Genomic DNA, 12,984 nt, shown 5'->3' on the forward strand with positions numbered 1-12,984 from the left:
GGCTTGATTTTGCTACAGATAGAATATTCTTCGTGATTTTTTTTCCTAAGATTATACAAAAAGGGGAATTAAATTTGATATAATATAGACTTGCTGGTCATTTTTCTATTCGAAGGAGATACATAATGAGGTACTCTTGGTGGGAATTCACGTTTTATTTTGCTGTATTGATGTTTGTTTTGTTTATGCAAATAAACGAATATCCTCTATTTCTGATTGTGGGGGTTGTAGTCGTTACCATTCTTATCGCATTTATTAAGCATGTTTTTTATCCTTTAGTATTTGATAAGCGTATAGATCGTTTAGAGTCCTTTTTATCCAAGCAGCAAAATACACCTGGGACATACATTATTTATGTTTTTGCGAACAGACTTGATGATGAGGCAGAACTTGTTATGGAGCAGATTATGCAGAAATATAAGCGAAGAACGACACAAGCACAGTTCAAGGCAGCTTACGGGTTATATCGTAAGGATATGTTTGCCATTCGGCAAGCTGTACCTCATATCGGCTTATCGGACTACCGTACATATTACGAAACCATACTACTTTTGGAGGACGGAAAGAGTAATCAGGCGCGGGAAAGACTTCAATCCATTAAAAAACAGTGGATGAGATCAACACTGCTCGTGGGTATTGAACTCAAAGCAGAAAACCGCGATACCGCTATTCAGCACGCGCATGAAGCACTTAACTCTTCCAGAGGTGTTAATCGTTATGTTTTATATAAGGAATATGAAAGAGTATTAGCAGAGGTAGTTGGACACATATCGTAAGATGGTGAAAATCTTTCGAAAAAATAAACCGTGCTTCACGGTTTATTTTTTTTCATTTGCTAGCAGAGGTGTGAGTCCATCCTTAGCAAAAATAGAGGGTAGAATCGTCAATAACCTCTCACGGGTAAGGGGATCATCGTAGTTCCAGCCAGCTTCTACTATATGTACTTTACTGGGTAACAACATGCCAACCAAACTTTGGAGCGGAGAAGGTATATTTACATTCATCTCCTCCTGAGGTACCATCACGAAGTTTCGGTCTCCACCGTATTGTGTGATTTTATTGTGATCAATTTGTATCCAAGGTCTGCCATTAATGATCAGTTGATTTATGGATTCGTTGGGTCGAAAGCCAAGTGATTCATACACGGTAGCAGCAAATCCCGTCTGTCCCATAACATATATGTTCTTACCCAGCACCAGATAGACAGTTGCTCGTTCTCCTGCAATATAATCATCCGCCAATTGTCGCCGTATCCTCCTGACACTTTCCTCATAGCGGTCGATCCACTGTTCAGCCGTTCTGCTTCGACCGAAAAGATCCGCAATATAACGAAGACGCTCAAAAGTGCTGGTTGATTCGCGATAAACGATGGTAGGTGCAATGGCATCCAGTCGAGGTAACTGCTGCTCACTATAGTTGCCTAGCAGGATAAGATCAGGCTTCAGTAGGGAGACTTGTTCCGGTGCTCCTTGCAGGCCAATATCCGGGATGTGATGCAGTTTGTTTCGATATATGACTTGTGATTTCATTGTAGTTATACCCGCACCGACTGGACGGATACCGATAGCAAGCAACTCACCAAGGGTATTGGTACCTGTGGCCACGATTCGTATAGCCACATCAGGGAGGGAAATCTGCCTGCCGAGGGAATCGGTGATCGTTCTTTGCCTGGTACGTCTTAGTATATTGGCGTATTCCCGGGGAGGGTGTCCTGTGAGCTGATGAAAGCGTCGACTGAAATAATACTCATCCTTAAAACCGACTTGTCGGGATATTTCACGTAAGGTCTCGGTAGAACTGGACAGTAGTCTTTTAGCGTGTTGGACCCTAAGCTCTGTTAGGTAGTCCGTCGGCTTCTTGCCAGTAATCACTTTAAACAATTTGCTATATTGCCATCGAACCATGCCGGCCATTTCCGCCAAAAGCTCTACGGTCAGATCTTCGTTGTAGTGCTGCTCCATATAGCTGAGTGTACGCTGTACCGCTTGATCATTTTGCACTGGCGGAGCAGCGCTTTCTAGCTGAGCCATCAGGCTAAGTATCAGTTGCAGCCGGGCCTGAGTAACTGCTGATTTTGAATGATGCGTAGGCGTAAATTTCTTCTCCTGCAACCGATTTTGCTTGTTGGATTGCAAAGGCAGCGGAGAAATCCAGTCTTCACTTGCCAACGCAAGTTTTATAGTAGAAAGAGACAGCCTGTAAGGAAATCCCAGAATAAGAGGAGGGCAAGCCGGAAGCAGAGTCAACTGATCCACTTGAAAAGAAAGAAAGGTCAACCGGGCTACATGCGCTTGCTCTTTTATCGTTTTGAGAATGTAGGATTGCTGAGTAGGGAGCAGAATACAACTGCCTTGGCTCAGATCTTGGGAGATGTTGTTTGTTAACAGCCGAATTCCATGATCCAGAGCAATAAGCAATGTATATTCATTGGCAGCCTTGCTCTTGGTTGATGGATTATGATGATTGGTTTCCTGCAGTGGTGTGAGCTGAAGCAGATCATGCTGCTGCAGTTGGATGTATAGGGAAGCCATTTGCATTCTGGAGCACTCCGATCTAGTGATAATAATTCTCAATTACTAGTTTACCACATTTTACACGTTAGAGAATGTTTCGTTGCAGACCTTATTACACGATGCTGAAGTTTACAGAATCCAAAAATCCTCCATAACCAAAGAGGTTGGAGGATTTTTGACGTTATCTATGCGATATTATTGATTCATCCATTTCGGTAGTTCATCAAGCAATTGCTCCAGTGCCAGTAGGTTGTCGGTATTCCAATCGGCTGATGCTTTGTAAACGTGTCCTTGCTGAACGGCCGGCAATGTTTTCCATAGTGTGCTCTGTAACAACCGATCAGATTCAGCTCGACTTTCGTCATTATCCAGCGTTAGGACAAAGAGATGATCTCCTGCATAGTCCGGCATTAGTTCTTCCGAAAGTTCGACGAATGTTAGCTCCTTGTCGATAATGTTTTGCTGAATTGCTGGTGGAATTGCAAATCCGTGCTCTTGATACAAGACTACACCCAATGAACGATTGCCCATCACATAGAGCTGTTTACCCAACTGCAAGAAGATGGTCGCTGTCTCGCCCTCTGCCACATTCAGCTTGTCCCACATCGCTTCCGCTTTTGTATCAAATCTGCTGATCCATTGCTCTGCCTCATCCTGTTTGCCAAAAATGTTGCCAAGTTCGCGTACGCGTTCCGTAAATGGTAACGCCGAGTTGAACGGAATGGTAGGCGCAATCTTCGAAAAAGCGGTGTTTCGGTCAGCATCTTGGTTATAACCATTCAAAATCAAGTCAGGCTGCAAGGCTGTTATTGCCTCCAAATCACCAGGATTTCCGACATCATCAATACCTTCTAATCGGTCTACAATATAGCTTTCGGAAGCATGAATCAGATTGGCTCCAACGACGGAAATATCCATGGCCAGGAGATCTCCAAGTGTTGAACCAAGATAGATCACCCGTTGCGGCTGAGTGGGTATTTCAATCACTTCGCCTGTTTGGGTTGTATAGCTTTTTGTCGTTTGTTCGTTGATCTTCACAGCTTCTTGTGAAGGGGCGCTTTCCGAACGGCTGCATGCTGCAAGGACGGATAGAAGAAGGAAGCATGCTCCCCATATGAATAGGTGTTTCTTAATTGTACTGTTCATCATTGTTTCCCCCTGATTTCTCTTTTTCTCATTGATAACCATTATCAATTACAACGTAATTATAGGTGCCTTTTCAGCGGCTTACAATGAAAAAAACGCAGTGAATTTATTTGTACAAATGTCAATGCGTGCATCTATTTGTTCGTTGCTTTGTTTTCAATCCGCAGGTGTGTTGTCATCGGAGTATGCGTGATCAAAAACAGCTTGCTCTATAAGGAATTAATAACCTTTGGATAATAATGACATTGACAACTGCAGGTTTTTCCAAAATAATAGTATGTAATTGAATACTGGTACCTTTAATTCAGTCCAGAGAGGCTGGCAAGGGCAGCGGATTTCATAATCACGCGAGAATCAGGGCTTATCCCGTCATGGGATGCTCTGTGTCTTCGCGCGGATTATGATGCAAAAAGAGGCTACTTGTCAGTGTATAACTTGACGAGTAGCCTCTTTTTTCTGCTTTTTTTGGTATCAGATACACTTTATGTTGGGGGTATTCTGATGAGCAAACAAGATCAAGAGTTTTCATGGCAAGCTGTACCGAAATCGCAAAGAAACCACTTTTGGAAGACGTTATCCGTCATGCTCGGTTTCACTTTCTTCTCTGCAAGCATGCTGGCAGGAGGCACGTTGGGCGTAAGCTTGACGTTCATGGAGTTCATTGGCATCGTACTTGCAGGCAATCTGGTGCTCGGTATCTACACAGGGGCACTGGCACATATCGCTGCCAAAACAGGCCTGTCGACACATTTGCTCGCTAAATATGCGTTCGGCGCAAAAGGGTCGTATCTGCCTTCATTCCTGCTAGGCTTCACACAAGTCGGATGGTTCGGAGTAGGCGTAGCCATGTTCGCGATTCCGGTCGCCAAAGCCATGGATTGGAACGTGTACCTGTTGATTATCGTGTTCGGACTTGCCATGACAGCATCAGCCATTTTCGGCATGAAGTCACTCGTCATTCTCGGATATATCGCAGTTCCTGCGATTGCCATTCTCGGTGGTTACTCCATGTTCGAAGGTGCAGGTTCGCTGGGTGGTCTGCAAGGGTTGCTTGATTACACGCCGACTCAGTCGCTTACCGCGGCGGCGGCATTAACGATCTGTATCGGATCATTCATAAGCGGCGGAACGCTGACACCCGATTTTGCCCGGTTTTCCCGAACATCGAAACAGGCAGTTACCGCAACAGTGATTGCATTCTTCCTGGGTAACTCACTCATGTTTCTGTTTGGTGCAGTTGGTGCAATGGCCTATAACTTGGCCGATATCTCGGAGGTCATGTTCCTGCAAGGATTGATCATCCCGGCAATCATCGTTCTAGGCTTGAATATCTGGACAACCAACGATAATGCACTGTACGCTTCGGGTCTTGGTTTTGCGAACATCACCAAAATCTCAAAGAAATTCTTCGTCGTCGTAAACGGTATCGTGGGTACCGTATTCGCCATGTGGATGTACAACAACTTCGTCAGTTTTCTGAACGTACTGGGCGCGGCGGTACCATCGATCGGGGCTATTATTATCGCAGATTACTTCATTGTGAAACGTAGAAACTATAAGCCATTTGCCGACATGTCATTCAAAAATGTAAACTGGGTAGCGATGGTGGCTTGGGCCATCGGCGTGGCATTTGCCCAACTGGCTCCTGGCGTAACACCATTGAACGCACTGCTTGGTACAGCAGTGGCCTATATCGTCTTGATGCTGATTGTTCCTGCGAAAGAATCTAAAGAAATGGGGAAAATAAATGATTATACAGAACGCAAAATTGCGGGGTAAAGAAGGACTATGGAATATCGTTGTGAAAGACGGAAAGTTTGAACGAATTACACAATCGCTGGAAGTGACCGAGAATGAAGAGATCCTGGATGTTAACGGATCGCTTGTGCTGCCACCGTTTATTGAGCCGCATATTCATCTCGATACAACGCTCACCGCAGGCGAGCCGGAATGGAATCTAAGCGGAACGCTGTTCGAAGGCATCCAACGCTGGTCAGAGCGCAAGGCTTTCTTAACACATGAGGATGTTAAAACACGTTCCAAAACGGCACTCAAGTGGCAATTGGCACAGGGTATCCAGCATGTACGGACTCATGTGGACGTTACCGATCCAAGCTTGATCGCAGTTAAAGCGATGCTTGAAGTCAAAGAAGAAATGGCTCCATATATGGACATTCAGCTTGTTGCTTTCCCACAAGAAGGCATTCACTCTTATCCAAACGGGGCAGAATTGCTGGAAGAGTCACTGAAAATGGGCGTTGACGTGGTCGGCGGCATTCCACACTTCGAATTCACACGGGAATACGGCGTTGATTCAATGAAAGTTGCCTTTGATCTGGCCGAAAAATACGACCGTCTGATCGATATCCATTGTGATGAAATCGATGACGAGCAATCCCGTTTTGTTGAAGTCGTTGCCAAGGAAGCTTACGAACGTGGACTGGGTTCACGCACAACGGCAAGCCACACAACAGCGATGGGGTCATATAATGACGCTTATACGTACAAATTGTTCCGTTTGCTGAAGATGGCTGATCTGAACTTTGTCTCCAATCCGCTGGTTAACATTCACCTGCAAGGACGCTTCGACACGTATCCAAAAAGAAGAGGGCTGACGCGTGTCAAAGAGTTGCAGGAAGCAGGTCTAAATGTGTGCTTTGGTCACGATGACATCTTCGATCCTTGGTATCCGCTCGGTACAGGCAACATGCTGCAAGTACTGCACATGGGGATTCATGCTTCACAGTTGCTTGGTTACGACCAGATCGTGAATTCGATCGACCTCATTACGAAAAACAGCGCAAGAACGTTACACATTGAGGATGTATACGGTATTGAAGAAGGTAAACCTGCTAACTTCATCGTACTTGAAGCAGAGAACGAATATGAGGCTGTTCGCAAACAAGCCGGCGTACTTTATTCCTACAGAGGCGGCCGTAAAATTGCGGAATCGAAGCCGCGGGACACATCCATCATTTTTGAAGGCGGTACAGAAAAGGTTACTTTTAATAAATAATGAAGAAAATATACTCCCATTAAAGTCGCTATTTTAGCGGCTTTTTTCTTTTTTTACTGTCTACATACAATAAGAACCAAACATTCAGCTTGTCTTAAGTGCTTCACTAGAAGCCTGCTTCCCGCCTTTTTTACGAACAAAACTAATGATTAGCAGTAGCAGTGGTAACAAGCCAAATAAAAAAATGGACATATTGCCAAGAAAATCACCCAAAGCTAACGTTTCCTCCAGGTTTTTAGGCAAGTAAGCAATTACATACAAGACTGGCAACATGGCGAATTGTATGCTCGTAATATTTTTGAGACGAAACAAATCTCGGATCCCGATTGCCGCAAAATAGTGTTTAAAAGCATAGGTTGCAAAGATCTGCATCAGCCAAAACACAATGAACAGTGATTCATATCGCTCAAAAAGAAACCCCTCAATTTCAAAACTTCGAACCATGTCGAACGTTGGCCACATTCGTGTTTGAATTCCTGGCAAAGATAAGTTTCCTACAACGGTAACAATCGTGACCAAATATATGATCGTACAACTAAGTATGCTGTATATAGCAGCTTTATTGCTTGCTTTCACGTCCACCATGTAAGCTGTGATGATGAGTAAAACTTCATATCCAGAATAGGAGAGACACGAAGGTTTAAGACCTTTCAACACAGGCATGAATCCATCGCCCAGGAGTGGTCTGAGGTTATTAATTTCAAACATCTTGCTGCTTAAAAGAAAAACCAGCGCTAACAACACAAGCGTAACGGGCAACACGATTGAAAAGACCCGGATGATGACCTTAAGACCACCCGTTAACATATAAATACCAATCCACAGACTGACCATAATGGTGACCCAAGTAGGCGTGCGCTCAAGGATGTACATACTTGTAATTTCGGCCATGACTCTAACTTCGAATGAACAAAGAACAACAAAATATACGATAATTAAAAGTCCCAATAGATAAGCAATCCACTGACCTGTGATTTCGGGTATGAATTCGAATACCGTTTTACCGGGGAATCTACGACACAAGGTTACAAGGAGGATGCTGATTGTGGTTACAATTAATCCTGATAAAATGACAGAAATCCATACATCTGGTGTCCCTACTGCTTTACTAATTGTGCGAGGGAGTGTTAGAATTCCAGCTCCGAGTATTGAATTGATAACTACAATAATGACCTCGGAGGTATTAATATTAGATGTGGATTGCTTCATTTGGCCTTCGCTCCAAACCGGAGAATATATTTCTAGGTAGTATCGCCCAACGCAGATGTTTTATGTAAAATATGCTGTACTGATATAATGTAGAGATATCCAATAATGAACTGAAGATAAGGATGTAGGTTATGCCAAAGAACGATAATATGTTAGCGATTCTATGGATGCTGAATTCAGGCACCAAAGTAACTGCAAAACAGATGTCCGAAAAGTTAGAAATCAATATAAGAACCGTATATCGATATATTGATGCATTATGTGCCAGTGGAGTACCGATCATTTCCGATACGGGTCACAACGGCGGGTATAGCTTGCTGAATCAGCATATCAAGGCACCTCTGTTATTTGATATTGATGAAAAAAAGGCACTTCTCCAAGCTGCTGTGTTTGCAAAAGAAGCTGGATATCCTTTGAGTGAGGCATTGGACAATGCAACATCCAAATTGAAAATGTATACAAATCAGGATCAGGAAAACACACTTCGCCGTCATTTAGCCGGGTTTAACGTTATCAATCGCATGGGAGATCCATCCGTTCAGCCGATCTTGGCGGAATTGGAGCAAGCCGTGGCTAATGATTGCTCTGTCGAAATTGATTATCTCAGAAGCCGAGATGAACAACCCAAGAATAGAGTAATAGACCCGTATGGAATGGTTTACTGGAATAATAAATGGTATACCATTGCGTTTTGCCACTTGAGGAATGAATTCCGCAGCTTTCGGGCAGATCGTATTCTGGGAATCAAGCTTACTCTGCTCCGCTTTAAGCGTTCGGAATCTTTTTCAGCTCGTGAATTTTTTCTGCAAAATTTGTTACCTGATGTAGGAGGGAAAGAGGGGTTAATTTCCTTGGTTATCGAAGGCCGATCAGAGGCATTGGATGACTTGGGGCTGCATTGGTTTATGGGACATTATCTGAAAGAGCGGACTTCTAATCAAGCCATCTTTTTATTTGATGAAAAATCAATTGATACATACGTCCCCTATTTTCTCCTATCCTATGGGAAGTCCATTCAAGTCATCGAACCACAGCGTTTGAAGGACAGACTTGTTGCTGTTGTATCCGAGTTAATGGAATACTATCAACTTTAACAACTTCACTGACAGTAGATGTCAGTGAAGTTGTTTTATAATGTTGACAATCTCGGATTACTGAAAAGGAAGGCGGAGTAAACATATGAGTGAACAGACAAAACACAAGGCAGTATCAGGAAAATATACAAACAAGGGTACACCTAACGGCGTTACATCGATTACCCCATTTATAACAGTGAAAGACCCTTCTGAAGCAATAGAGTTCTACAAAGTTGTTTTCAATGCAAGGGTGAAAGATATCACTGAGCATCCAGATGGAAATCGTAATACGATTATTGTTCATGCCGAATTAGATTTTGGAAATGGTTTTTTACAGCTTGGGGCTGCAAACCCGGCATATCAATTGGCTTTGCCCCCAGATCAAGATCATGCATGTTATTCTTTAGGGATTTATGTCATTAATGTGGATGAAACCATTGCAACCGCCGTATCCAGAGGGGCGAAAGTAAGAGAAGAAATTATTAACTTTGCGTCTGGTGATCGATTCGGAAGTATACTAGACCCTTTTGGCGTACGCTGGTCTATTCTTACTCGGATTGAAGATCTATCGGAAGAAGAAAGTAGTCGAAGAGTCGCTGAATGGGCCAAAAGCGATTTTTCCATAAACAGCTAGTTCAGAGCGCATCCTAAACATGGATGCGCTCGTTTTCTACTGTCCGTAATCCTATTCGTCTGTATCGGTCGAAGTATCCTCATTGAGTTTCTTATAATCTATTCCCCATGTTTCCATCACACTAATGAAAGGAGGGAACATGTTTAAGCTAAGGAAAACACGGAAGATGTTAAATTTGTTAAAGTTAACTTGGATGATAAAGTGGAAAACTCGTCACGTTTTCAGATTATGAGCATTCCTGCAACCATTTTATTCAAAGATGGTAAGCCTGTTGAGCAAGAAATCGGTATGTTGCCATCAGAGCGTTTAAAGAAACGGTTGCTGTTATTAACGTGGACACAAGATCCGCTTAGCATCCTTTATTCTGATTTTATTGATGAATGGGTGCTCGATAAGCATTTTTGCATAAATATCACTTTTTTGAAGTCTGCCTTGGCAGTAAACGGGCCCGATTTCAGTTCTTTTTTAAGCATATAACCGAACCGCTCATATAATTTTTGTGCTGAAGGATTCGTATCGACGACCTCTAGATTGATTATAGTAATTTGCTTATTTCTTGCGACTTGCTCCAACTTACTTAATAGCAATTTACCTATGCCATGACCACGTGCTTCTTCAGATACGGCAATAGGGTCAATATGCAATACATGTTTGTGATACAAATGAAATTTCAAATAAAACGCATAAAATAAAAATCGCCAAGTCGCTACCACTGGGGAGTACACGTTCCGAAAAGCTGCATAATTGGCAGGTGTGAACGCTTTTTTTCCTATATTGTAACCGAGAAATCCAACTACTTCTTCATTTCTTAATGCGTAAATGCCCTGTTCAAATTGAATAGACTGAGCTAATAGTTCTACTGCTTGTTTTTTCGTTTTTGCATAAAACCAAAGATGTGTTACTTTCAATGGAAAAGCTTCGTAAAATAAATGAGCAACTTGTTCTTGTTGTTGTGCATTAACCTGCTGTGTGATTTGAATTTGGTTCATTCATATCTCCCCAATCCTTCATTTAAGATTTTGTTGATGTTCTATCATTTATTTTCCTAAAATGCAGAAGCGTGGACAATTCACATTTCTTTGAGTTGTGGGTTCATTTCTTAGATTTCCTTTGTATGTTGCTTGCGACTCGTTGGATTGGAGTGGAAGGAGGAGATCACAAGATGAGTGGTAGGGGTTATTTCACCGACAGTTCTCCCATGAACGTACAGTTTCTAAAGTTCAAAGATGAACCGTTCCGATGGCATAATTCCATTGAAGTGGTGATTATATTGGAAGGTAGCATTCATGTTGCCATTGCAGATGAGCAACGAACATTAGGTGCTGGTACAATAGAAATTTTCAATATCAATCAAGTTCACCGTCTATGGCAGACCGATGAAAACAATGTCGTCCTCCAAATAAATATCGATGCTGCATTTGCAAAGGAATATTACCCTGATTTATCCTATGTCTGGTTTGCGCATGAATTTAGCCCTGGAGCATATCTAGGTTTAGAACGAGCAGAAGGAATCATTGAGGCCATATGCATGTTAATAACTCCAATTGTAACTAAGAGTGAGATGCCATTTTTAACGTTAAAGAATACAGTCGAACAGTTATTGGACCTGCTTATTATAAATTTTGATGCGAAAAGAATGTTCGAAGGGAACCCAACCAAGCTGCAACGAATAGGAAGAATATATGATTACTTATTCAATAATAGGGGGTTTATTAACAAGGCATCTTTGAATGATATCGCCAAGCACACAGAGGAATATTTGAATTTGGATTATTTATCATCACAATTCAAGTTATTAATAGGAGATACGCTGCAAAACTTGCTTCATTACTTGCGCATTGAGCACGCAATCAAACAATTATTGACGACAGATCGAAGTCTGGTAGAAATATCAATTGAGAGTGGTTTTTCTTCACCCAGATATTTTTATCAACGATTTAATAAGATTTTCCCGGAAGGACCGAAAGCATTTCGTGAACAACATAAAAAGAAACAGGAGATGAAAGATCACTGTAGGGAAATCATCGATCCAGCATTAGTTTTTGCAAGACATCGTAGATTATTTGAAATTCCTGAGACGATAAACAGCGAACTAAATAAATGGATTCACATCGATATATTTGGACATGATGAACAAAATTCAACTTCTCCATATTTGATCAAGCTATCTGAATTAGTAAAAGGTGATTCACATGCGTATCTTAAGAAGATCCTTCAGGAAAATAACGTAAGCCCCAACAACATTTTTCGATTTGAAGAAACTTTGGATAATGCAAACCGTGACGATTTTCAAGTTTTGACATGGCTGCTCAACCAATTCAGGGAAAACGATATCTTGCCTGTATTTATCGTCAGGACTAGTAGTAACTCTATTCTAGAACAGATAACCACCATACAAGGACTACTTCAAAACTATACGCTCACTTATGGCGCAGAATATATGAAGGGATGGAGAATTGAACTTCAATAATACGAAGGTACAAGAGAATAACCACACTCATAATGTTGATAAAAAAGTTGCGAAGCTTTGCTGCTTTGGATATGATTATCTAATGTGCAATCAAAGATAACACTTATGTAATCAATTAATGATAAAAGATAGTGAGGTAAGAAAAAATGATCGCAAGAACAGAAGAAGATTTTAATGGCTTGAAGGAAATTGGCAAAATTGTAGCTTCTATTCGAGATGAATTGGTTCAAAGAACCATCCCAGGCATAACGACTAAAGAACTTGATGATTTGGCAGGAGAGCTTTTTGAGAAAGCTGGCGCAGTTTCTGCTCCAAAAAGTGAATATAATTTCCCGGGATTTACTTGTATTAGTGTTAATGAAGAAGTGGCACATGGTATTCCGGGAGACCGGGTTATTCAAGAAGGGGACATCGTCAATATTGATGTGTCTGGCTCCAAGAACAGTTATTTTGCAGATACGGGACTCTCGTTTGTCGTAGGCGAAGGTGCAGAAGTGTTAACGAAAATATGCGACGTTGTTAAACTGGCATTTGAAGCAGGTCTTAAAAAAGCAAAACCGGGCTCCAAAAAAAGCGGGATCGGAAAAGCCGTATTCCAAACTGCTAGACAGCATGAATTAACGGTTATCAAAAACCTTACAGGACATGGTGTTGGACGTGGAATACACGAAGCACCTGACCACATCTATAATTATAATGATCCATCGGATGATGAATTGTTAAAAGAAGGTATGGTTATCGCATTCGAGCCATTTATTTCAACTTCAGAAGAAGAAGTAGTCCAAACTGGAGATGGCTGGACCTTTGTTACTAAAAACAGCTATGTAGCTCAAATAGAACATACCATTATCCTTACTAAAAATGGTCCGATTATTGTCACTCTTTAAGGTGTTCAAACTGAAAGTCGCTAAATTTAGCGA

The 12,984-nt window shown here is 41.9% G+C and carries 11 protein-coding genes; 7 read left to right on the top strand and 4 right to left on the bottom strand.

The window, feature by feature from the left end:
* The first annotated feature begins 125 nt into the window (after nt 1-125).
* Nucleotides 126-776 (top strand): hypothetical protein, encoded by a 651-nt coding sequence (locus NSQ20_RS16595; protein ID WP_340030356.1) that lies wholly within the window; start codon nt 126-128, stop codon nt 774-776.
* 42 nt (nt 777-818) lie between these two features.
* Here the strand turns inward: NSQ20_RS16595 and NSQ20_RS16600 are convergent, their stop codons facing one another.
* Both NSQ20_RS16600 and NSQ20_RS16605 read right to left on the bottom strand, forming a co-directional pair.
* Nucleotides 819-2,537, bottom strand: coding sequence for an AraC family transcriptional regulator (locus tag NSQ20_RS16600; protein WP_340030357.1), 1,719 nt, complete (start codon nt 2,535-2,537; stop codon nt 819-821).
* 171 nt (nt 2,538-2,708) lie between these two features.
* On the bottom strand, nt 2,709-3,662 hold the full coding sequence (locus NSQ20_RS16605; protein ID WP_340030358.1) for an ABC transporter substrate-binding protein: 954 nt from the start codon (nt 3,660-3,662) through the stop codon (nt 2,709-2,711).
* Between the two features lie 498 nt (nt 3,663-4,160).
* Here NSQ20_RS16605 and codB point away from each other — a divergent pair, with 498 nt between their 5' ends.
* Both codB and NSQ20_RS16615 read left to right on the top strand, forming a co-directional pair.
* Nucleotides 4,161-5,438, top strand: a complete 1,278-nt coding sequence (gene codB / locus NSQ20_RS16610) for a cytosine permease (protein WP_100527848.1) — start codon at nt 4,161-4,163, stop codon at nt 5,436-5,438.
* The gene (locus NSQ20_RS16615; protein ID WP_076253096.1) at nt 5,407-6,675 is read left to right on the top strand and encodes a cytosine deaminase; all 1,269 of its coding nucleotides are present in this window, start codon (nt 5,407-5,409) and stop codon (nt 6,673-6,675) included. Before codB ends, NSQ20_RS16615 begins: the two co-directional genes overlap by 32 nt.
* A gap of 84 nt (nt 6,676-6,759) precedes the next feature.
* On the opposite strand, the gene NSQ20_RS16620 is transcribed toward NSQ20_RS16615, so the two are convergent.
* Nucleotides 6,760-7,884, bottom strand: coding sequence for a GerAB/ArcD/ProY family transporter (locus NSQ20_RS16620; RefSeq protein WP_338706022.1), 1,125 nt, complete (start codon nt 7,882-7,884; stop codon nt 6,760-6,762).
* A 131-nt stretch (nt 7,885-8,015) separates the two neighbouring features.
* Here NSQ20_RS16620 and NSQ20_RS16625 point away from each other — a divergent pair, with 131 nt between their 5' ends.
* Nucleotides 8,016-8,978 carry a WYL domain-containing protein gene (locus tag NSQ20_RS16625; RefSeq protein WP_340030359.1) on the top strand — a complete coding sequence of 321 codons (963 nt, stop codon included), beginning with the start codon at nt 8,016-8,018 and terminating at the stop codon, nt 8,976-8,978.
* A gap of 85 nt (nt 8,979-9,063) precedes the next feature.
* Nucleotides 9,064-9,594: a VOC family protein gene (locus NSQ20_RS16630; RefSeq protein WP_340030360.1), complete on the top strand. Its 531-nt coding sequence runs from the start codon at nt 9,064-9,066 to the stop codon at nt 9,592-9,594.
* 359 nt (nt 9,595-9,953) lie between these two features.
* Here NSQ20_RS16630 and NSQ20_RS16635 read toward each other — a convergent pair whose 3' ends face one another.
* Entirely contained in the window at nt 9,954-10,583 is a 630-nt protein-coding gene (locus NSQ20_RS16635; RefSeq protein WP_340030361.1) for a GNAT family N-acetyltransferase, read from the bottom strand.
* Nucleotides 10,584-10,756: 173 nt separating this feature from the next.
* On the opposite strand from NSQ20_RS16635, the gene NSQ20_RS16640 reads away from it, so the two are divergent.
* Together NSQ20_RS16640 and map are read left to right on the top strand one after the other, a co-directional pair.
* Entirely contained in the window at nt 10,757-12,064 is a 1,308-nt protein-coding gene (locus NSQ20_RS16640; protein WP_340030362.1) for an AraC family transcriptional regulator, read from the top strand.
* A 146-nt stretch (nt 12,065-12,210) separates the two neighbouring features.
* Nucleotides 12,211-12,951: a type I methionyl aminopeptidase gene (gene map / locus NSQ20_RS16645; protein WP_036615705.1), complete on the top strand. Its 741-nt coding sequence runs from the start codon at nt 12,211-12,213 to the stop codon at nt 12,949-12,951.
* The last annotated feature ends 33 nt before the right edge of the window (nt 12,952-12,984 follow it).

The organism is Paenibacillus sp. FSL K6-1122 (assembly GCF_037977015.1).
Classification (GTDB): Bacteria; Bacillota; Bacilli; order Paenibacillales; family Paenibacillaceae; genus Paenibacillus; species Paenibacillus amylolyticus.